The organism is Symmachiella dynata, from assembly GCF_007747995.1.
Classification (GTDB): domain Bacteria; phylum Planctomycetota; class Planctomycetia; order Planctomycetales; family Planctomycetaceae; genus Symmachiella; species Symmachiella dynata.
In genome coordinates, this window is record NZ_CP036276.1 from 5,880,866 (window position 1) to 5,903,196 (window position 22,331).

The window sequence follows — 22,331 nt, forward strand, 5'->3', positions numbered from 1 at the left end:
CTTTCAGCGCAGCTTCTCAGGGTTTGGACAACGACCATGGATGATAACTCCTTATTGCGGACGTTTCGAACGAGCGGGTTTTGCATTATCGACAACGTGATCCCCGCCGACCGCTGCGACGAAATCCGCAGTAGTGTCGAAGCTACGGTCAAGCGCGAATGCGGTCAGTATGCATCACCGCAGGGTGTTGATTTTGTTCCCGGTTTGATCAACCACGATCAATCCTTCGCCCCCTATTTAGCCGAGACACGATTGTTGGAATTCGTGCAGAGGGTGCTCGGCGAGCAGGTGCGGATTTCGTTCACCTCGGCCATTATCAATCAGCCGGGAAACGTCCGCGGCAAATGGCACGCCGACTGGCCGTTCAACCAGAATAACGCCGGACATGTGCCGGCGCCTTATGGCGATGCGGTGCTGCATCTGACCACGTTGTGGATGCTCTCGCCGTTTGATGCCGGCAACGGCGGCACCTTGGTTGTTCCAGGCAGCCATCGCATCTCCACCAATCCCACCGACTCGGCTTACGGCGTCGATGCCGAAGCGCCGCACCCCCAAGAGGTCCATGCCGCCGGTGCCGCCGGCAGCGTGTTGGTTTTCGACAGCCGCCTGTGGCACACCACCGCACCGAACAATGCCCCAAACGCGCGCGTCGCGTTGGCGGTTCGCTATGCACCCTGGTGGTTGAATCTCGAAGTCTTGCGCCCCGAATCCGACCTGCGAAAACAAATGGTCACCGAGCCTGGAGCCAGCGAAAACCTCGTCCCCTCCGTCAATCCGGCCGTCTACGAGAAACTACCCGCCAACGTGCAACCGCTCTACCGCCATTGGATCCAACCCCATCCGTAGGTCATGCTGTGCATGACGAATCGCCAAATTGTGACGCTATTCCAAGCCCCGTCATGCACAGCATGACCTACGAACGCGCTGACATTTCACTTATCCGCCGGTAATGACTTTAAGACCACTGGCACGATCGCCTGATTCAGGTAGCGGTGGCCTTCGGGGTTGGGATGGCATTGGTCAGTTGTCCAATCGCCGATGGTTGTTCCGGCGGTTTCGGCGTCGGTCCAGATTTGATAATGATCCACAAGCGGAACCTCCATTTTCTTGGCGACTTCTCGGCAGGCGGCCACGTATTTTTCGAGGCGTAAATTCGGATGTTCGCCGACGCCATTCTGTTTGGCAGTTTTGCCCCACCGCGGTTCGGTCATCAATACTGGTTGGATTCCCGCCTTGCGAAGCCGTTTGACGATCTGCATGAGGTTATCGCGATACTCATCGACAGTGATCCGCGATTCCGTCTTGCCGATGTCGACGTAACTGTCATTCGTCCCATACATCACGGTCACAATGCCCGGCTTGAGCGCAATGATTTTATCCAACCGCTTCAGCGCCTGATCGGTCCGTTCACCACCGATGCCAACATTGGTGACTTCGACCTCGCGCCCCTGCTCTTTCAGCGCTGCTTGCAATAATGCGGCAAATGTCTCTTGCGGCTTCACACCGCTGCGAACGCCTTTGGTGATCGAGTCCCCCAACGTGACAATCCGCGCGGTCGGCTCAGCAGCGATCACAGTGCCGCCCAGTATCGAGAGCGCAACCACTACTCTTAGACACAACATCACTCGCCGCATGAGATATCCCCTTGTCACTCTGAACTAAACCAAATTCAAAAAAAACAACACCCGCTCGACCAACGGCCCAGCGGGTGTGTGCATTGTCACAATACCGTTTCGACTACAGGCTGAGGATGCCGCTTTTTTCGAGGTAGGCGATCACTTCGTCGGCCAATTCGTCGATTCCCTTTTTGTCGGAATCCAGCACCAACTCCGGTTTTTCCGGGGCTTCGTACGGATCATCGATCCCGGTGAAACCTTTGATTTCGCCGGCGCGGGCTTTTTTATACAGACCTTTGGGGTCGCGGGCTTCGCAGGTTTCCAGCGGGGCATCAACCAGAATTTCGATGAATTGTCCTTCGGGCAGCAACGCGCGAACGGCGTCGCGGTCGGCGACGTACGGCGAAATGAAGGCGGTCGTGGTGATCGTGCCCGCTTCGCAGAACAATTTCGCCACTTCGCCGATGCGGCGAATGTTTTCGGCCCGGTCTTCGGCGGAGAAACCGAGATTTTTGTTCAGCCCCATCCGCACATTGTCACCGTCCAGCACAAACGTCCGTTTGCCGGCTGCGTGTAATTTGTGGTCGACCGTGTTGGCCACGGTGCTTTTACCGCTACCGCTGAGTCCAGTGAACCACAACACCGCGCCTTTGTGCCCGCTGAGTTGGCAGCGTTCTTCCGGTGTGACTGAGTGCTCGTGCCAGTGAACATTTGTTGCTTTTTGTTCTGCCATCCGTCCATTGCTCCTTAAAGTTTCTCGTACGTTTTTTTGCTTGTTTTGAATCGCGAGGCCCATACTAGGGAAACCGGGCGACGGTGAAAAGGGAATCTGCCTGTTTCCCGCGCATTCGGACTGGAAACCAATCCGAGGCGGAATGTTTTCCTGTTAGCTCAGCGAAAACTCCATCCGCCACTACTGCCACTCAGGCGCGTTCCAGCAATGATTGCACCGCCTCGAAAACCGATTTGACCGAACCCACCGTGGCAAAGAGGGCGAGGAAGAAAACCAACCCCATAATTCCGTTTTCCCACCAGCGATTGCGATATTTCTCGCCAATAAACCGCTGCCGAGCGGTGATCATCCAAAGCCCGCCGGCGAGTATCGGGATCAGCACCACCTGCAAGCTATTGGTGATCAAAGTCAATTGCACGAAGTTCGGCATTCCCGGCATGGTCCAGACCAACGGTGACACCAGAATCCACACCACCACGGCACGATACAGTGGATGTGTCCGATAGTCCCCCTGCAATGGACCGCTGCCCGCCTGCCAGCGCAGATAACCGTGACTGGCAATCATCCCCAATCCGACCGCATGTCCCACCAGCGAGGTAAAGACAGCGGCGAAGACCCCCAAATGAAACAGCAACCGCCCCCCGCTGCCCAACACTTTGCTCAGCAGCGTCGACAAATCCTCCAAGGTCTCAATGTGGGCACCCGTGCCGAAAATCAGCTCCGCTCCGACCGTCCAGATGGCCAAATCGAGCACTATCATGACAATAACTGCCAATAGAAAATCGTACATTTGCAGCCGGCGATAGCGGGGACCCTTCCAGCCTTTCTGGTCCAGAAAATAGGGATAGGCCAAATTCATCAACGAACCGCCAATGGCGCCCAGCATGCCGATAGCGATCAACAGCGAATCGAATTCCCCCTTTTGCTCAGGAAGCTTGAACTCAAACACGCCTTCGAGAATTCCGCTCGGACTGGGACCAACCCACGCCGCTAACCCAATCAACGAGACGGCCAACAAGGCCAGCATGACCTTGAAGACGATTTCCAGGTATCCATAGACCGGCCAAAACACGATCGCCAAAGCGACCAGACACCACAGCGTCGCCCATTGCCAAGTCGCGCCGAATCCCGCAATCGCCACACAACTTTCGCCGATGCCCACGGACATATAGGCCCCGTAGATGTGGCCCATCACAATAGCCACCACCATCAAAAACGGGGCGTACCAAGGATGCAGCCGTGCCAAGCCATCCAGCACTCCTTCGCCATGCTGATTGCAGAGCTGGTATTTGGCGATCAACGACACAAACAGATACCGCATGATCAGGGCCACGGCAATGATCCACATCAGCGCATAGCCGTAGTTTCCCCCCGAGATGCCGCACTCAACAATGTCCCCCGCTCCCAGCCAGGTCAAGACGACGATAATCCCCGGCCCCATCGAGCGGAGATATTGCCGGAACGTCGACGGTAGCGGCGGCCCCAGCTGCGGCCCCACATCGACTTCCTTTAATTCATGCGACATATCAGCTCTCCCGACAGCCAGGGTTTGCAATACGCTCTATTCAAGGCCCGCAACGAAGCCGCGAACGTATCACAAGCGAACCTACAGCCGCAAGCGCCTCTCTCAGGGACAAAGCAGGATCAGCTCATACCCCAGATGCCACGAAGTCATTGACGAAGCAGAAACCCCAGGTTAAACTCCGTGTCGTTGCCCCCAAAACTGCCCCCGTAGCTCAACTGGATAGAGCGTCGGCCTCCGAAGCCGAAGGTTAGTGGTTCGAATCCACTCGGGGGTACTTTCGGGAACGCTATTGCCGAAGGCTGGCGAAATTGAGGCAGCTGCCTATTACCGTCTTCCTCTCCCTCACGCCGCGAAGAGTTCACAACGACAGCTCGTTGTCCATTGCTTGCCAGACGATCCGTTCCCTAGCCGCTCTCTCGCAAATGCCTTTGAGACTCATGTCATTTCACTCGTGCTGATGAGCTCCAATCTCGACGCTGTCGTCGAGAATCAGCTGGTTTGCAACGGCCTGCAAATTGACTTTGGCATCTGATATTGCGACGGTTGCACTGTAGTCTTCGAGTTGCGGTGGTCGAGTTCGATGCTGCCGTGAATTCGCTATGCGGCAACTAAGACAAATTTGAAATCTGTTGAGCGAAAAAGCTAAAGAGACTATTCAAGTCGTTCTTAGTCTCCTCGCACGCGACTTATTCATCTGGTCCCACCGCTCGGTATTGAACCTCGCCCCGGCTTGAGGCGCGACTCAATGCCTGCGTGCCTCGCGTTACCCTTCTGAGATCAATAATTTCATCCACCTTTTGGAGTGTGCATAATCGGCTTGGAAGGTACTCAGGGTTTCGCGAATTTCACCCAAGTTTGCTTCGAAGTCGGCATGCTTTTCCTCCAACTGCTGTAGGTGGTCGGTAACTCGTGAAGCGGCCGAGTTTGATTTCTGGCTATGGCGGGCCGGTTCCGGTGGTGGAGCCCAAGGATCGTCGGTATCAATTTGACGAACATGTCTTAACAATTCTTCTCGGACGAGCGGCTTAAACAAGACATCGACAAATCCCAGGTCGATTGACTCCTGGAGCAAGTGCATATCTTTGCCTTGCAACTGGCTTTCGGTGGTCAATCTCGTCAGCAGAATGAATTCGGGCGGACTTGAATTGCCGTCATCGCTTATGCGTTCGATTTGCATATTGGCTTTGAACAGATCGACTGCCGTCATTCCACCAACGAGCAAATCGGTGATGACAAGGCGGATGCGGTGGTCCCGTTTGAGAATTTTCAACGCATTTTCACCGGAGTCGGCCGCAATAACTTCGTGTCCGTGCGCCGATAACAATCGGTCCATGTTTCGTAGAACCAACGGAACGGTGTCGACAACTAAGATGATCATTTCGTTTTCCTTAAACGCTAAGGCGATTTTTGAATAGAACTTGAACAGTCTGAGGGGCTGAAGATTGTTGGAGTCGTTCTCGCCATTCGCTCATACGTGTTGCGAGGCTATTTTTTTAGATCAGCATCAGCCGTTTGACTTGTCTTGCTGGACAAGTACGGAATCAATGCTGATTCTCGATCAGATTCTAAGGTTGAAACGGCTACGCGTTTTCTTCATTCGACACGCTGGTAGCCGTCTGACCGATTGTGCTTCTGGAAATACGCTGACAACGCCGTATCGTTTCGAGCAAGTGCATTTCGTTGAAGGGTTTGGTGATGTAGTCATCTGCTCCGGCGACGATTCCAGCGGCGCGTTCCGAAGGCATGGCTTTTGCAGAAACCATGATGATAATTGCGTCCTTCAAGGTGAGGTTAGCCCGCAGGCGACGGCAGACTTCCAGCCCATCCATGCCGGGCATCATTACGTCCAACAGGATAATATCCACCAGACACTCTTCGGCGATGCGAATGGCATCGTGCCCGTTTCGCGCATATTCGACTTCATAGTCATCCTCCAAAATCTCATAGAGAACGGCCAAATTGACAGGGTTGTCGTCGACGACCAATACTTTTTGTAGTTGATTCATGGGGGCCTAGCTCAAGCTCCAAAATTGGACATAGTGACTGGAAGGGACGATTCGATAGAATTCGAGCACTGACAAACCGTGGTAAACGGATACAACCCGCGCAGCATCGCGTCGAGTTCAGTTTGTGCAGAGACCATCATGGCTTGACCGTGGGTCGAATCAGGATTGTTTTTTATCTGGTTGCAGAACTCGCAACCGTCCGGTCTGGGCATCACCACCTCCACGAACACAACGTCGGGCGAAAGTGACAACAGACCGTGGTGCGTCTCGTTGGCCTCACCGACCGGACTCAATTCGTGCCGATCGGGGAAGGTTTCCTCGATGATCGTCAAATTCATGGGCGTGTCATCGACAGTCAAGATACGGTTTGCGGCTAGCATTTCAGTTCCTCATGAAGGTGAGACATCGGTTGGGCTTGCTGATAGGGGAACTCCGGTCCGTTCAACTCCGAGGCGGTTTGTGGGTTGGTCAGTTCATCCGTTGGTTGCGGGTTGTCGAAGGGGATCTCGATACTGACAACAGCGCCGCACGGCGTTCGGTTTTGGGCCCAAATGTTCCCGGCGTGTTGTTCGATGATCTCACGGCAGATCGCCAAACCGAGTCCCGTCCCGCCGGCGCCCGTATTCGTGCGGGTTGATTGCACAAACTTTTCAAAGATCTGTTCCAATTCCTCTTCGGCGATGCCCGGTCCCTGATCGGCGATTTGAATGATCAATCGCCGGCCATCACTCTCTAAGTCGACATCAATCCTTCCCTCGGGAGGCGAGACTTTGAGCGCATTGCCCAAAACATTCCGCACGACTTGCGAGAATTTGTCGCGATCCACACAAACGTCGGTCTCCCCTCCCCGGGTGTGTAGTTGAATCGAAACCTTGCGCTCCTCCGACATGGCGTGGAATTCCCGGATGACCTCACTAACAATCGTTGCCGAATCCCATTGCTGTTTGTCGAGATGGATGGTCCGCGATTCGAGTTTGGCTAAGTCCAGCAATTGATTGACGAGGTACAGCAAGGTGTTGCCGCAAGTTTCGATGTTTACGAAATACTCCGATAACTTTTCGTGAGTCGCCTTTTCCATTCGCTGCACGCCGAACCGGGCAAAACTCAATATTCCGTGCAGCGGAGTTCGCAACTCGTGGGACATGTTTGCCAAAAACTCTGACTTCGCTGCATTGGCCGACTCGGCAGCTTCGGTCGTACGTCGTAATTCCTCGGTCCGAATTTCGATCGTGGATTCCAAATGCGCATTTTGCGATTCCAATGCCTTTTTGGTCAGCAACAGTTGGTCGGCGTACCGTTGTAGTTCGCGTCGAGAATGTTCTTGATGGGTCTGATCCTCGATAATCACCATGCATTCCCGTTCACGCGTCTCCGTAATTCCTCGTAAGGCCACCCGCACCGGCAACGTGTTCCCCTCATGGTCGGTCGCGAGCGCTTCAATGCGCGGCCGCGAATGCTCGACCGCGGGATTGTTGACACATGCGCTGATCCGTTGTGAAAAATCGTTGCCGTCCGTGGATTGAACCAACGTTGCGACATTCTTAGGAAACGGCGCGTTAGCTCCGTAGCCGAATAATTGCGATGCCATCCGATTCCAGGACCGTATTTTGCCCGTTGAACCGACGCGCAACGTCGCATAACCGACGGCATCCTCAAGGGTTCGCAGCCGAATCGATGCATCGCTGAGGCGCCGCGCGATGACCGCGCGGTGCCGTTCCTGTAGTCCGATTGCAATGACGGCGATTGCTGCGGAGATGAGGATCAAATTTATGGTCATACCAACGGTTTCCACTGAGTTACGATTCCAGCACAGTGACGATTTCAGCTTTGAACTATTTTTAAAACCCGGTTGCGCTTGTTCCTGAAACGTTCAGGCCAACACCAGCGGGATACGTCCGCGGGTTTTGCAACGACTCTTAGTTACTATTCCAACAAAAAAACGTCCGATGCTGCTGGGAGCAGATTGGTTGGGGCCAACGTCGAATCAGCTACGGTCACAACCCGCATCGTGCCGGTCACGAAACGCAGATCGTACGACCCTGCTGCTCCGACAAAGATCGTGTGCCCCCATTTGGCATAGATCGTGCCGGAGATATCGCCGCTGCCGACCAGTTGCTGTGCTTCGATGACGATCGGCCGCCGATCGAGCCGTTGCTGGAAGATGAGCATTCCGTGAAATGGGCTACCCGGATCGTTGAGTCCGGTCATGCGGCCCCCAGGAATCAACGGCGTGATCAGTGTGCTGGGCATTAAACCTAATAGCGGGTTATCCGGTACGGTGTCGGGATCTTCGGCCGCATCAGGGGCCCCATTGGCCACGTTGTAACCAGACGACTCGGTGATATAAAATAGCACCCCTTCGGCTTGCACTGGTCCGATGAGACTTAAAGAAATCTGGGTCGCGGGATTAACTCCGCGAATGATGTAAACCCCCGGTTCAAAACGGACGCCACCAAGTGGCGAAAGCGCGGTGATGGAGTTGTAGACTCCTGGTTCAATCACACGTTCGGTCAATAGCGATGTCAATGGGTCGACAAGCGGTGCAAACAGCGGCCGGAGCAGGATCGATAACTGCCCGGTCACGCTGTCCAAAAGTTGTTGCGTCTGAGCGTTGGACAAAGTGACGACAACGAGGTCAGCAGGATTGTGGATCGTCGCACTGACGTTGTCTTCGTCGCTCGTCACGGAGGGGACCGGTAAATTGGCGAATGGATCAGGGACCGGCAGGCGGCTGGCTTGCAGGGGATTGGAGTCATTCACGTCAAATGGCAGGTAGTAGTCCTGATCATCGACGCCGCCGACCACACGGATGTCGCGCGCCAGCACCCTGGTAAGAGGTAGCAAGGGCATGCACGAAACTGCATATGGAAAAGGTTCCGCCGCACCAGCTGGGTCGCCATTCTCGTCAACACCACCCCACTGGTTATTCACCAGAATCGAGCCATCGACGAGGAACCGTCCCAAGCCTTCGACTTCCAGGCCGGCCGTCAATGTGGGTAACCCTGTTTCAGGAATACAGGCAATCGCATCGTCGAGGAGATTGCCCACCACTCCGGGCAGCAAGTCTTCAAGCTGGACTTCGATCAAGGAACTAGCAATCCCCCCCACAACCGGCACAGACGAGAGCATGTTCGCCACGCCGGATTGCTCAATGGCAGCGTCGATCAGTTGTTCGTTGTCAACGATCGCTGCGATTTCGGCAGTGGTCGGATAGCTCGCATCGGCAGGGTCTGGGTCCAGGACGACAACCGCCGCCCCGGCAGTCGCATCTTGTACGCCAGCCACGGCTCTGGCTTGAACATTGTTATTGGCCGTACCCGTGAGAATCTGCATAAACCGCGAGCGATAATTCTGCGTGATGATGACTTCCACGTGGTCGGATTGGCCGGCATACAATCCACTGGTCGGTGGGATATTGACCGTCACACCCGCGTCTGGCAATTGGTTGCCGTTTTGCACCAAGTCCGTTGCGGTCTCGACAGCAACAGCGGCGGTGTTGTTCAATTGCAGATCCCTGGCAGCTGCCGTTGCCGCTGCGTCGGCGGAGTGTTGCAGTTGCCGGTGTCCATCCATGATCATCCCGCCGTCGATCACTAATCCCACGATACCGAACAACGTCGGCAACATGATCGCGAGCAGGACAATGACCTTGCCGCTGCGGCCTATGTTCGGCGCATGACCGTCAGCGTTGTGACAGCGGCCGGTATCTCGGGATGGCGTTGGTATCGTTCTCATGATCAGAGCCCCTCAATTGACAATATGCATCGTGGTTGCGGAATTCAGGTCAAAAGAGCCCCACGGCAATAAACCCGGCACCAAGGACTGATGTCGATAGTCGACTTCGACGCGCACACGGTCGCGCGGCGAGTTATCTCCATCCGGCCAGGAAATGCGGATATTGACTTGTTCATCATCCATGGTTGCGGTGGCGATAGCGGCAGCCGCCACTAGATCGGAATCATCACCGGCGGTCCCTTCAAATGCTTCCGGTCCCCAGGTCCCCACGGCCTGCGGGGCCAAGGAACCGTGCAGAATGGTTTCCCGCGCAACACGTCGTGAGACCTCGGCTAATGCGTTGTAACGAACAGAGGCAACGCCCAAATCGAGCATCGCGAAGAGAATGAGCAACAGGACCGGCAGTACGATTGCACTTTCCACGATCGTCGCCCCGCGCCGGCGGGCGGTGTGACTCGTTGGTCGTTTGGGTGTTCGTAACTTGTGCATGACTGAGGACTCACTAGCGGAACTGGCAATATTCCGCATGTTTGAACAAGTTGGTTTCTGAGGGTAAAGCCGGCCAGTCCACGACCGTGCGAAACGGATAGGAGACCTCGACGGCAATGTGCATGATGCCATCCCCGTCGACGTTCGTCGATAAGTCGTATTCCATATCCGACTCGTCAAAATCCGGAATATTCGACATCTCATTGATCACCGCTTGTCGAACGGTCGCCTCCCAAGAGGGACGCGTGTAATTGCTGAATTGACGGACAGCGCCGGTTTCTGCTCCCGTGCGAGCAGCATTGGCTACAACCTGGTGAAAGTGGACGATGCGACCGAAATCACAAGTGCCCAGCGCGATCAGCAACAAAATCGGCAGCGCTATCGCGAATTCAGTCGCCACAGTCCCCCGCGCATGGCGGCCCCGTTGCCGGTCAGTACGCGCGGACACAAAACGGCGTCGAATTGTGGGTGGGCAATGTTTGTAGAATCGTGAATGCATGGTTTATTGGTTAATAAAGGCTTCTTGAATTTGAATGGCAGCTGGACCGACCAAAATGACAAAGATTGCGGGAAAGATGAGCAACAACGTCGGAATGAGAATTTTGACCGAGGCCTTTTGCGCCTTTTCTTCGGCCGCCTGTTCACGTTTTGTCCGCAGCATATCTGCATGGTTTCGAAGAGCGTCCACGATATTTGAGCCGAACCGCTGAGCCTCGCGAATGAATGTGCTGAGTGTGCGGGCCCCGTCAAAATCGGTTCGTACTGCAAAGCGTTTGAGGGCTTGATCCACCGTGGCGCCCAATTCCATATCCCGCTGAATGATGGCCAATTCAGCGGCCAGTTCCGGGTGTGCGAGGAGCAGTTCGTCACTCACTTGGTGAATGGTTTGTTGAAGGCTTAAGCCGCCCCCTAAACAGACCGTCATCAAGTCAATAAAATCAGGCAGCGATTTTTGCAGCAACACATGTTGCCGAGCGATAGCACGGTCGAGCCAAAATCCAGGCACGAGAAAACCGACAGCGCCCGCTGCGACGGCGGCTGGGATCATCCATTGTGCGGAAATGTAGCCTGATAATTCCAACGGAATCATCGCCGCAGCCGGAATCGCAGTGAATAACAGCTTCGCAATATAGTAGCGTTGAATTGCCGCTTGATCGTAGATGCCCGCTTTGGTGAGACGATGTTGCAATCCCGAACGTGATGAGGCATGCGAAGGATTGAGCTGCTGCAATTCTTCAACGAATCTGGACAGCACGCCATCACTCTCTTCATCGTCATCGCCCTTTGCCGTCGCAATGGCCATGCTCGATGGCTCGAGCTCTTTGATTCGATTACGAACTTTGACATCGTATGGATTCGAGCGGACGAGGAGAGCGTAAGTGGCGATAGCCACGATACCGAAAATAATGTACGGAATGCTCACGAGAGAACCAGCCATAACGGGGGACCCTTTAATATTCAAAATTGACGATTTTCCGAATCCACAACGCGCCAACAAGTTGTGCTGCAGCTGTGGCGACCAATAACATCGGACGATCGATCAAAAATTGGGCGTAGTCTGGGGCTGTGAGGATGATTCCGATAAATGCCGCCACTGGCAAAATGATCAACACAACCGCCTGCGTTCGGCCTTCGCCGGTGAGCGCACGCACCCGTTCTTTTAACTTTAACCGTTTGCGAATCATTCCCGACAGGTTGTCGAGCAGTTCAATGAGATCGCCACCGGAGCGGGATTGAACCAAAATTGCGACAACAAAGATTTGCAGTTCCATAATCCCCGCGCGCTGGGCGAGTTGACGTAATGCCGACTCGCGACTGATGCCTAGATTTTGCTTTTCGTGACAACGAGCGAACTCCGTCGAAATCGGCGGCTCAAAGTCGGTGGCAACAATTTGCAAGGCGGAGGGAATTGTTTGACCAGCTTTGACCGCCCGGCTGATCATCGAAAACGCTTCAGGGAGTTGGCGGGACATCAATTTTTGCCGCCGCTGTGTGCAGACCATCAACACGCCGAATGGTGACAACATTCCGGCAATCCCCAAAGCCGCGCCCAACCACCAAAACCACAAGGACCCGACGGAGGCAGCCACAACACCACATGCGAGACAGCACAACAGAAACATCGTATTGGACCATGTGCTGCCGGTCAGTTCGATTTGCTGCCGCAGCCATTCGCTCCAGGTTTGACGCATGAAGTCCCGGTTTTGTAGCCGTTTGATATCCTTAAACAACGAGACGGTTTGATGGCTATCAGGTTGCTTTGATATTCCTTTGACGCGTTCGCGCACGGCGATTCGGTAGCGGAATAACCACTCGTAATACAAAACACCGAGGCTCAGCGCGAAGGCTGCAGATGCGGCAAGTGTCAGTGCGATAAATACTGTTTGGTACATCAGAATCCTCGCAGATGGTCGACACGGTCGAATTCGTAATCACCCCGCTCAAAGATTGAACGAGGCAGATCCATGCCTGCGGCCCGAAATCGTTCGAGGCATTCCGGGATAATCCCGGTTGTTTCAAACTGACCGACAACATGGTTTTGATCATCGACGCCAGTTTGCCGAAAGGTGAAAATGTCATGCATGCTGACACTCTCTCCTTGCAGTCCGGTTACTTCAGAGACTTGAATAATTTTGCGCTGGCCACCTGGCAAACGCGCGACTTGTACGACGATCTGGATGGCAGATGCAATTTGACGATGGATGAACCACATCGGCAATTCCGGTGCGGCCATTCCGACCAGCATTTCAAGTCGGCTCAGGGCGTCACGAGCTTCATTGGCATGAATCGTTGACATCCCCCCTTCGTGTCCGGTGTTCATAGCTTGCAACATGTCAAACGCCTCAGCACCGCGGCATTCACCCACAATGATCCGGTCCGGTCGCATTCGCAGCGCATTGCGGAGCAATTCGCGGGAGTTCACTTCGCCCTTGCCTTCCAGGTTGGACTGCCGCGTCTCCATACGTGCCACATGCGGTTGTTGCAATTGAAGTTCCGCCGCGTCTTCAATGGTCACCACGCGCTCATGCGCAGGGATAAATCCGGACAGCGCATTAAGCAACGTTGTCTTACCGCTCCCTGTGCCCCCCGAAACGAGAATGCTCATGCGGGCTTTGACGCATGCCGTCAGAAAATCCAACATCTGAGGAGATGCCGATTGACGGGCCACGAGGTCGCTCATAGAAATCGGCCGCGCCGAAAAACGCCGAATGGAAACGAGCGCACCATCCAATGCCAAGGGTTTGATCACAGCATTGAGCCGACTGCCGTCCGGCAATCGTGCATCGACCATGGGACTCGCTTCATCAATCCGCCGCCCCACGCGTCCGGCAATCCGCTGCACAATTTCCACCAGGTGATCCAAATCGCGGAATTCGACGGAGGTCTCCTCCAGATTTCCGCGACGCTCAACAAAAACACAATGCGGCCCATTGATCAGAATGTCGGACACCGTGGGGTCGTGCATCAGCGGTTCAAGCGGTCCCAGCCCCATCATGTCGTCCAGCAATTCGTCGATCAATCGATTGCGATCCGCCTGGCTGATTAAATCAGAATGCAGGCCGCACAATTGCTCAGCTCCACGGCGCAACTCATCCCGCAGAATGTGCGGATCCACCGAACGCAGCACGGAAAAATCCATGTCGCTGATCAGTTGTTCGTGAAGCTCGGCCTTCAATTCCTGAAATCGAGGGTCGCGATTCGCATCGCTGGCCGATGTGATTATTGGAGACGCTTCCAGCATGTTTCCAAGTCCTAATTAACAGAGGGGAAAGTTATTTGAATGCAGCCATTTCTCATTTGGCAAAACTCAGTGAGTTCATCGCGACGGACAATGCCGCCTTGACCGAACTCGGCCGTTTGGGCGGCTTCTGCGGTACGGGTGCTTCGTGTCGCCTGATTAAAGTCTCTGCAAATCCTGCGATCGCTTGGCTGATTTTTGTATTGGGGCATTCGCAGACCAATGGGTTCCCCACATTCACCGCTCGCAGCGTCGAGACCGGGTCATCGGGGATCCGATGAATGTCCGTGACCTGCAACACTTTGGTGATAGAACTTGTCGCCAGTTCGGTGGAATGCCCCGACCCCAGTACGACAACGTGAATGTTTTCTCGCGGTAGGCGATTTTGTGTCATCAAATCCATGTGTTGTTTGGCGCGACGCAGCGAGACAACATCGGGTCGCATCGTCATCACAATGTCGTCACTGTCAGCAAAGGCACGCAGTTGTTCGGCGTGTTGGAGGTCCTCGGAATTAACAATCACAAAATCATGCAACCGCTGGGCCAAGCCGATGATTTGGTGGCACACTTGCGGTCTGACGCTCCGCATGTCGATGAACGTATTCGGCCCCGCCAATAGCCGGATCCCCGAGTCGTGAGTCGTCAACGCTTGCTCAAATAGCGCTTGATCAATTGTGCCTTGCTGCTTCAACAGATCGATGATCGTGTGCCGCGGCGACAACTGTAACAGCATCGTCAGATCGCCATCCCGCATTTGAAGATCCAAAAGCGCGCACGAACGTGACTGCTTGGCAACAATCGCAGCCAGATTGACCGACAACAAACTCGCATCACGAGCGGAGTAACAGGGCAGGATGGAAATCACACGACCGCGAATTTCCCGGTGCTTTCGCTGCAACTTCAAGCGGGTGATTGAATTGGCTAACTCCTCATTCACATTATCATTCGCAGCGATAAAGTCACTCGCTCCCGAGCGAATCGCATTGAGCACCGTACCGTGATTGTCGATCTTGGAAACCACCACAATTGTGGCGTCATCGTGGGTCGTCGTCCGGAGCCGCTTTAACAATTCCAAGTATTCGGTTTCCAACTGATCAACCGCAAATAACAAGATCCCATCAAAAGCTGTTAGCGACTTGAGTTGCGGATCCAAGGATTCAATTCGGGTTGTATGAGAGGCAGGACATTCGAGGCCTAGATCTTGGAGCGAGTCGTGAACAACTTTCACCAAACGATCAGAGTCGGTAATGATCCATATATCCATTGCATTGACCTTCATAAACAACGTTTTCGCGGAGCCGGCCGCTAAGAACATGGCACCGCTCGCCTGCGGGCGTCGTGCTATGTCGTACCCTTTCGGCAGAGGGCAATCCCAAACGTTTACGATCCAGGCATCTTCAATTCATGGACACAACGTATCTCATGCCTGCCAACTTCAACTTTCTTGGTCGTCTTGAATGAACTTCATGTTTTTGCCCTCACCGCATTTCTCTTTCAGTCAAGTCCCCCCTCAGTCAAATCACTGGATCGTCTGATCAAGTGAGAGATCGTCGTCTTGTGATTTAGGGAATCGTATAGGAGCAACGGAATGCTGCTGAAATGCGAACGTGTCGACGAAATCCTGTGACGAACTTACAAAAAACGTAGTTCGAAAAATTTCAACCGGCGTCCATTTGGTCGAAAGACTGGGGTTTCCCTTAGGCTTTTCGCAGCGCGCTCAGAGAAGCTCAGAACGGTTTTTATTCGCCCGCTCGTTCGGCAAAAAACTGTTGTCGCAAAGATGGTTACAGATATTTTTTCGCGAACGCGCTACGAATGATGGAGCAAGCATCACGGGAAAGAGAGGGTCGCGAGACATCGTTAACACGACATCGCTCGATCATGCGAAAGCACGAGGAGCGCACGCTTGAGGTCATCGAGAACACGAGTGACGCACACCAATGCAACCAGCGAAAGGGGTCTAGTTTCGCTGGTGACGTGGAGCAGTTTTGAAGGTCATCATGAATACTCAGAAACTGCTAACAGACCTAGTGTTTGCCGAAATTACGTTGACTGATTAACCAACAGGAAGACTCGTAAAACACGGAACCAGCCACACATTGAGCCAGCACGTTTCTCGCATCGTGGCAGGGCTTCAACCCTTGCCAATTCAGCTTATAACCCGCATTCCCCTTGAATTGTTAGTCTCTTGTTGACCGAAGCATTCGCCCTTGCTTGAGATCATCTCCCCTGGATGACAAAATAATTCCGAAAGAACATCTAGATGAGCATCTCTGTCACACACGCGCATTACTCTGATCGTCCAGGCATATCTATCTCATCCTGCCGGGGTATTCACTGAGTATTTTTGATCAAGAGGGGGTCAGACGAGGGCACTATGCAAGTTGCATAGCGATATGTCTGCATCGCTTGGCTACGCCGGCGGTCACCCCCACGATCACTCGGTCCCCCCTGGTCGGTTGACTGTGACTGGTAAAACGTTTTGGGAGTTTAGACATCAGAAAATACTATTTCCAGCAGTTTTCGGTAGCACCTCAGTAACAACATCGGAACGAGGCAGCGTCAACTTGTTCCCAGCCATGGTTCGCTATTTGCGTTCCTTGGAGTGTTGAATTCGGGCCAGCGAGGATGTATTTCGTGAGTGAACGCATGGAGCTCGAATTTTAGTTGAAGGATGTTGGGAGACATGACGCAACCCGACGAATCTTTTGATTCGCATTTTGGGACACACCACCCATCTTTGACGGAAACCGATGCACCTGCGCGCATAGCCCTTGACGCCTCGTTAGCTGCCGTGATCACCATTAACGAGCAAGGCGTGATTGAGTCCGTCAATGCTGCAGCAAATCGACTGTTCGGCTCTGGGGAGGCCGATATGGTCGGTCAGCACCTGCGCAATTTGATGACCTCGCCGGACCGGGAAAACTGTGCCGAATATTTAGCCAAATATCTCGCAACCGGACGCAAGAATTTCATCGGCAGAGGGCGGGAGGTCATGGGGCAACGCCTGGACGGCACGATATTTTCGATGCTGTTGTCCGTTAATGAGGTTTGGTTGGGAGAGCAACGTAAGTTCACCGCTGTGGCCTGCGACATCACGAACCTAGGCAAGGCGATTGGAAAACTTGAAGAAACCGAATCGCGCTCGCGGGCGATTTTGCAATCAGCAGCCGACGCAGTGATCACAATCGATGAACGGGGCGAAATTGAATCGCTCAATGCCACCGCCGAAAACCTGTTCGGCTATTCACACAACGAACTGATTGGTCAGAACATATCGCTGCTCATGCCGTCGCCATACCGTGAGGACCATGACAACTACATCAATGCCTATCTTCGTACCGGTCAACGGAAAATTCTTGGTATCAGTCGCGATGTCGTTGGTTGTCGGAAAGATGGAACTACGTTTCCCATGGAATTGGCCGTCAGTGAGGCGAAACCAGGCGGTCAGCGACATTTTACGGCAATCATCCGAGACATCACCAGCCGCAAAGCAGCGGAACGGCAATTGAAGTACTTTGCTTCGCAACTTCAGGAACGCAATCTGGAATTGAGCCGCAGCAATGAAGAGCTGGAACGCTTTACCTATGCAGTCTCCCACGATTTGAAAAGTCCATTGGTCACGATCAAAGGTTTTGTCGGCCGGTTGCAGCGCCACGTGGAGGCCGGCGAATTCAATGAGATTGAGGATTACCTGTCGCGGATCAGTAACGCCGCTGATCGCATGGGATCTCTGCTGGACAATTTGTTGACGTATTCACGCGTGGGCCGTGTCGTCAATCCTCACGAAGACATCCCACTGGCCGATCTGGCGCGGGAAGTGATCGAACTCTGCGATATTTCAATCCAAGACCGCGGAATGCAGGTCACCCTCAATGAGCAATTGCCGGTGATCCGAGGCGACCGTTTTCGGCTGGTCGAGTTGCTGCAAAACCTGGTGGAAAATTCCGTGAAATTCACAAAGGATGTCCCCAACCCGCAACTCGAGATCGGCACGTTTACGAAATGGCAACAAACGGTTTGTTATGTGCGCGACAATGGAATTGGAATCGAACAGCCTCAGCAGCAACACATTTTCAATTTGTTTGAACAATTGAATCGTGAAGTGCCAGGGTCAGGCATTGGACTGGCCATGGCAAAACGTATCGTGGAGTCCCACGGTGGAAGGATCTGGGTGGAGTCCGACGGAATTGGCAGTGGGTGTACGATGTGCTTCACATTGCCAGCGGCTGAAAACTCTTCCTCTTAAATAGAGGTAAAAATTACGATGCAGCTTGAACGAACGCGGATTTTGTTGGTCGAAGACGACATGGATCACGCCAAACTAATCAAGGAGTGTTTTGAAGATCAACGTTTAACAAGTCACATCACGCATCTGCCGGACGGTCAAGCGGCACTGGATTATTTGTTGCATCAAGGTGAGTACTCTGAAAACGATCCAAACTCAAACCCGGACTTGATACTCCTCGACCTGCGTCTGCGACGCGTTGATGGATTGAAAGTCTTGCGAACGATTAAGACGACTGAGGGGATCAAACGCATTCCTGTGATCATCCTCACGACCTCCAGTGCGGATCGGGACCTCTGCGAAGCCTATGACCTGCACGCCAACAGCTATTTAGTCAAGCCGATTGGATTTGATGATTTCTGCAGATTAATCCAAGATCTAGAAACCTACTGGACCAACTGGAATCGACAGCCAACTTATGTGACACAGGGAGCAAGGAGTGGCGACGAACAAAACACGAGTGTTGCTCGTTGAGGACGACGATAATCACGCGTTTTTGATTCAGTCAGCCTTCACGGATCATAAACGGCAATGGCAGATAGAAATCGCCAAGACAATCGAGGAGGCGCGCCAAAATCTTAACGAGTCGCCACCGGAGTTGGTCATCGTCGATTTCGTCCTCCCGGACGGACGGGGAACCGAACTGCTGCCGGCATCGCGTACCTCGATGTGCGTACCGTATATCTTGATGACGAGCCAAGGAAACGAGGCGGTCGCTGTTGAAGCGATCAAAGGGGGCGCGCTGGACTACGTCGTCAAGTCCGAGTTCTCACTCGCGGAAATGCCGCGTACCGCCGAAAGGGTGCTTAGAGAATGGGAATTGATTGTCGAACGCCAACGGGCCAAGGACCGCGAAAATGAACTCTTCTCGCTGCTCGCACACGCCGATCGCAAAAACGCGATGGGAGAAATGGCCACCGCACTGGCCCACGAAGTGAACCAACCGCTGGCGGCAATCGCAAACTATGCCGGAACGTGCCTGACTGTGCTTCCCCAAAACGAGGAGCGGTACGACGAACTTCGGGATGCGCTATTACGGATTGACCAACAGGTCCGCCGCGCCGGAGACATCATTCGTCGGTTGAAATGCTACGTGTCCAAAAGTGTTCCGGAAACCTCGCTGGTCGGCTTAAACCATTTGATCCTTGAGGTTGCTAACCTCGTTCGCGTCGCCTTGAAATCGCACAATGTAGAACTTGAGTTGCAGCTGGATGACAGCCTCCCCCAGATACGTGTTGATACTGTCCAAATTCAACAAGTGATCGTGAATCTAGTACAAAACGCCCTAGAATCCATGGTAGACATGGAACCGCCAGAGCGCATCGTCCGCGTCATCACGACATCGAACTCCGACAACGTGAGCGTCGATATTTCCGATTGTGGCCGCGGCATTCCCCACGAATTGTCCGAGAAATTGTTCGAGCCGCATTTTACGACCAAATCGCAAGGCTTGGGGATGGGCCTAACCATCAGCCGCAGGATCATCGAGGATCACGACGGACAACTCACATGCAGCGCCAACCCCAAGCACGGCTCCACGTTTCGCTTCAGCCTGCCCAAAGGTGAGCAAACGGCTCTGGACGTCTAATCAAGGACATCCACAACGCGCCACAACTGGCGGCTAAGAGGGCGACCAGAGGACTGCGTCGGGCCACTGCGTTGGGTCACTGCGTCGGGCCATCTGTGACAACTCAGATGAAATGGACCAGACCAAGTGCGATCTATCCATAGAAAAAAGCTCCCCCGAAATCATTTCTGGGAAGCTTTTTTCGTATGCAGTGATCTTGTCGATCAATTACCTGACACTTGGACGTCCATGTCAAAACTTTCGGTAAACCGCACGCATCAATTTTATCTGCGCATCACGCTGCGCACATCAGGGCTTCCCCCTACGAACTTTCCCTGATGTCAGAATTGTCTAGCAAAAAATGGTCAGAACAAAGCCGCACTAATTGCACCACAGATTCAACCCCCATTTTTCTGGTCACGTTGCTGCGATGCACTTCCACCGTCTTAATCGAAATCCCCAGCTGTCCCGCAATTTGTTTGGTCAATAGCCCCTCGACAACCAGCGTTAATACTTCACGTTCTCGCGGAGTCAGCTTAGTAAGACGGAACTCCAAATCTTGACGACGCAGATGTTCGCTACGTTGCAACTGATCTCTCTCAAGCGCTTCATGCACGCGGGCAAGAAACAGCTTCCGGTCCAGCGGTTTTTCAATGAAATCCACCGCCCCCGACCGCATGGCCTGTGTGGCATCGAGGACTTCGCCATGTCCCGTCATGATGATAAATGGATGCCGACATCCTCTTTCAACCAGTTGATCATGCAACTCGATGCCGGTCATATCGGGCAACCGTAAATCGAGAACCAGACAACCAGGTTTGTCCGCGTCATACTCTGAGAGCAGATTTTTTGGCGAGGGATAGGCATCGACGCATAACTGTTCCTCTCGCAGCATCCACTCGAGTGACTCTCGAACGGATTGATCATCATCCACGAGGATTACGGTTTGATTATTCATGACCGATGCTTCCAGCTCACGTGCCAATTGTTTGCTGATACCACATTCCGCATTCAGTGAACAAGTGCTATTTCAAATCCTTTCGATGAATCATTCACTGGACAATACGAAATACCGATTCTGGCCCGCGGTTGCTACCTCAACTCCTATCGACATTTTCAATTCATCACATCGCCGGTTTATTCTCGCAAAGAGCCATGACCAGATCGAACGTCGCTCAAGAGAACCCTGTATTCACCGTAATTTTCGGTCTTCTGTCGCCGCCTAAATCCCATGCAATTAAAGCACATAGGCAATTTGAATTCACTCCTTCTGCTTCAAGCAACCACGTGACAAAACACTGTCGGCTAAGGGAATCCCTAGGTGCATAAGGGATTCCCTAACTTTGCGTCATGTTTTCAAACTGCGAAGGTTTTACGGCCTAGATTTGATGGCCCGGGCTTGCTTCCCAAAACCTGATTGGCAGTGGTTGATGAGTGAAACAGTCTCAAACACCCAACAAACTTTCTTTATACGTCTCACTCAAAGAGGAAATCCCCCATTTTGACGGGTCTGACATCGATGAACCGAGGAATCCGCATGCCACCGGTAAATCGTATTCTGGCGGTCGACGATAATCCGATTAATCTAGAGATCATCAAGGAGTTATTCGCAGCAGAATTCGAACTCCAATTAGTCGACAACGGGAAGGATGCTCTCAAGGTTGCGCAAGAGTGTCCACCGGATGTGGTGTTGTTGGACGTCATGATGCCTGACCTGAATGGCTATGAAGTCTGCAGCCATTTCAAGTCCGACCCCACTCTTCGCCACAGCCAAGTGATTATGGTCTCTGCCAACACCGAACTCCAAGACCGACTGCAAGGCTATCAAACCGGCGCCGACGACTACGTCACGCGGCCGTTTAATCCGGATGAACTCTATGCCAAGGTCTGCGTCAATTTACGTAACAAATCGATTTTTGACGATGCCCGAACACAAATCGAAGACTTCAGCGGGGCGACCGCTGAGGTACTGGAACTTCTTTCCAATCTTGACCAAACCGAATCGGGCAAACATCTCGATCGAATTCGCATCTACTCCCGTCTGTTGGCCAGCGAACTGCGCCAAGATTCCGCCTGCTCAGAAATCGACGAGGCCTTTCTCCGAAAACTAGAGCAAGCCAGCCCTTTGCACGACGTCGGAAAAATTGCCTTGCCCGATGAACTGTTAAACAAAAAGGAGAAATTGACCTCCGAAGAACGCTCGCAACTAGAACGCCATACACTGATCGGGCATGACATTCTCAAAGGTCTGGTTCTGAAATGCCCCCGAACGGATTTCTTTTCGATGGCAGCAGAGATCGCCCGCTGGCATCACGAATCATTTGACGGCAGCGGATATCCTGACGGATTGCGGAAAGGTGAAATCCCCCTGGCTGCGCGCATCGTCAAGCTTGTCGATGTATTTGATGCATTGACCACGCACGAACCAGGTGCCGCCCCTCCCGACCCGGTTGATGTTCGAGACTATTTAACCGGTCAGGTTGCATCGAAATTCGATCCCCGTCTGCTCGATGCGATGTTGAACTGTTTTGACGACTTACGCACCGTTTGCCAGATGTATCAAACCGAAAAATCCGCGAACCTGTGAAAGCGTCTCCAGGTAGCACTGCAATGATCCCGAGACGAAAGTCGAT

Annotated in this window: 20 protein-coding genes and 1 tRNA gene; 6 read left to right on the forward strand and 15 right to left on the reverse strand. The window is 53.3% G+C overall.

The features are described from left to right. Positions 1 to 36: 36 nt before the first annotated feature. Positions 37 to 846: a phytanoyl-CoA dioxygenase family protein gene (locus Mal52_RS22320; RefSeq protein WP_145378738.1), complete on the forward strand. Its 810-nt coding sequence runs from the start codon at positions 37 to 39 to the stop codon at positions 844 to 846. A gap of 86 nt (positions 847 to 932) precedes the next feature. Here Mal52_RS22320 and Mal52_RS22325 read toward each other — a convergent pair whose 3' ends face one another. The 3 genes from Mal52_RS22325 to Mal52_RS22335 form a co-directional block, all read right to left on the reverse strand. Then, the gene (locus Mal52_RS22325) at positions 933 to 1,634 is read right to left on the reverse strand and encodes an SGNH/GDSL hydrolase family protein (protein ID WP_145378739.1); all 702 of its coding nucleotides are present in this window, start codon (positions 1,632 to 1,634) and stop codon (positions 933 to 935) included. A gap of 103 nt (positions 1,635 to 1,737) precedes the next feature. Further along, positions 1,738 to 2,349: an adenylyl-sulfate kinase gene (cysC, locus tag Mal52_RS22330; RefSeq protein WP_145378740.1), complete on the reverse strand. Its 612-nt coding sequence runs from the start codon at positions 2,347 to 2,349 to the stop codon at positions 1,738 to 1,740. A 190-nt stretch (positions 2,350 to 2,539) separates the two neighbouring features. Further along, positions 2,540 to 3,874, reverse strand: coding sequence for an Nramp family divalent metal transporter (locus Mal52_RS22335; protein ID WP_145378741.1), 1,335 nt, complete (start codon positions 3,872 to 3,874; stop codon positions 2,540 to 2,542). Between the two features lie 200 nt (positions 3,875 to 4,074). On the opposite strand from Mal52_RS22335, the gene Mal52_RS22340 reads away from it, so the two are divergent. Further along, positions 4,075 to 4,148, forward strand: a tRNA-Arg gene (locus Mal52_RS22340). Positions 4,149 to 4,637: 489 nt separating this feature from the next. Here Mal52_RS22340 and Mal52_RS22345 read toward each other — a convergent pair. From Mal52_RS22345 to Mal52_RS22395, 11 genes are all read right to left on the reverse strand, one after another. Then, entirely contained in the window at positions 4,638 to 5,252 is a 615-nt protein-coding gene (locus tag Mal52_RS22345) for a response regulator (protein WP_145378742.1), read from the reverse strand. A gap of 202 nt (positions 5,253 to 5,454) precedes the next feature. Beyond that, on the reverse strand, positions 5,455 to 5,880 hold the full coding sequence (locus Mal52_RS22350; RefSeq protein WP_145378743.1) for a response regulator: 426 nt from the start codon (positions 5,878 to 5,880) through the stop codon (positions 5,455 to 5,457). A gap of 11 nt (positions 5,881 to 5,891) precedes the next feature. Further along, positions 5,892 to 6,260, reverse strand: coding sequence for a response regulator (locus tag Mal52_RS22355; RefSeq protein WP_145378744.1), 369 nt, complete (start codon positions 6,258 to 6,260; stop codon positions 5,892 to 5,894). Then, entirely contained in the window at positions 6,254 to 7,657 is a 1,404-nt protein-coding gene (locus tag Mal52_RS22360) for a PAS domain-containing sensor histidine kinase (RefSeq protein ID WP_145378745.1), read from the reverse strand. The genes Mal52_RS22355 and Mal52_RS22360 overlap by 7 nt, the downstream gene beginning before the upstream one ends. Before the next feature lie 146 nt (positions 7,658 to 7,803). Beyond that, complete coding sequence (locus tag Mal52_RS22365) at positions 7,804 to 9,615, reverse strand: pilus assembly protein TadG-related protein (RefSeq protein WP_145378746.1); 1,812 nt, start codon at positions 9,613 to 9,615, stop codon at positions 7,804 to 7,806. Between the two features lie 12 nt (positions 9,616 to 9,627). Next, complete coding sequence (locus Mal52_RS22370) at positions 9,628 to 10,104, reverse strand: TadE/TadG family type IV pilus assembly protein (protein ID WP_145378747.1); 477 nt, start codon at positions 10,102 to 10,104, stop codon at positions 9,628 to 9,630. 13 nt (positions 10,105 to 10,117) lie between these two features. Continuing rightward, the gene (locus Mal52_RS22375; protein ID WP_197534399.1) at positions 10,118 to 10,552 is read right to left on the reverse strand and encodes a TadE/TadG family type IV pilus assembly protein; all 435 of its coding nucleotides are present in this window, start codon (positions 10,550 to 10,552) and stop codon (positions 10,118 to 10,120) included. Between the two features lie 54 nt (positions 10,553 to 10,606). Next, entirely contained in the window at positions 10,607 to 11,542 is a 936-nt protein-coding gene (locus Mal52_RS22380) for a type II secretion system F family protein (RefSeq protein WP_145378749.1), read from the reverse strand. Between the two features lie 13 nt (positions 11,543 to 11,555). Continuing rightward, on the reverse strand, positions 11,556 to 12,497 hold the full coding sequence (locus Mal52_RS22385; RefSeq protein ID WP_145378750.1) for a type II secretion system F family protein: 942 nt from the start codon (positions 12,495 to 12,497) through the stop codon (positions 11,556 to 11,558). Next, entirely contained in the window at positions 12,497 to 13,846 is a 1,350-nt protein-coding gene (locus tag Mal52_RS22390; RefSeq protein ID WP_145378751.1) for a TadA family conjugal transfer-associated ATPase, read from the reverse strand. Before Mal52_RS22390 ends, Mal52_RS22385 begins: the two co-directional genes overlap by 1 nt. A 52-nt stretch (positions 13,847 to 13,898) precedes the next feature. Next, positions 13,899 to 15,158 (reverse strand): CpaE/TadZ family protein, encoded by a 1,260-nt coding sequence (locus Mal52_RS22395; protein ID WP_145378752.1) that lies wholly within the window; start codon positions 15,156 to 15,158, stop codon positions 13,899 to 13,901. 1,371 nt (positions 15,159 to 16,529) lie between these two features. On the opposite strand from Mal52_RS22395, the gene Mal52_RS22400 reads away from it, so the two are divergent. The 3 genes from Mal52_RS22400 to Mal52_RS22410 are packed head-to-tail and all read left to right on the forward strand — an operon-like array spanning position 16,530 to position 19,719. Then, on the forward strand, positions 16,530 to 18,092 hold the full coding sequence (locus tag Mal52_RS22400) for a sensor histidine kinase (protein WP_197534400.1): 1,563 nt from the start codon (positions 16,530 to 16,532) through the stop codon (positions 18,090 to 18,092). An 18-nt stretch (positions 18,093 to 18,110) separates the two neighbouring features. After that, complete coding sequence (locus Mal52_RS22405; RefSeq protein WP_145378754.1) at positions 18,111 to 18,605, forward strand: response regulator; 495 nt, start codon at positions 18,111 to 18,113, stop codon at positions 18,603 to 18,605. Further along, entirely contained in the window at positions 18,571 to 19,719 is a 1,149-nt protein-coding gene (locus Mal52_RS22410) for a hybrid sensor histidine kinase/response regulator (protein WP_145378755.1), read from the forward strand. The genes Mal52_RS22405 and Mal52_RS22410 overlap by 35 nt, the downstream gene beginning before the upstream one ends. A 301-nt stretch (positions 19,720 to 20,020) precedes the next feature. On the opposite strand, the gene Mal52_RS29950 is transcribed toward Mal52_RS22410, so the two are convergent. Continuing rightward, complete coding sequence (locus Mal52_RS29950) at positions 20,021 to 20,656, reverse strand: response regulator transcription factor (protein ID WP_197534401.1); 636 nt, start codon at positions 20,654 to 20,656, stop codon at positions 20,021 to 20,023. 579 nt (positions 20,657 to 21,235) lie between these two features. On the opposite strand from Mal52_RS29950, the gene Mal52_RS22420 reads away from it, so the two are divergent. Next, a complete protein-coding gene (locus Mal52_RS22420) occupies positions 21,236 to 22,285 on the forward strand; it encodes a response regulator (protein WP_197534402.1) in 1,050 nt (349 codons plus the stop codon). Positions 22,286 to 22,331 lie beyond the last annotated feature (46 nt).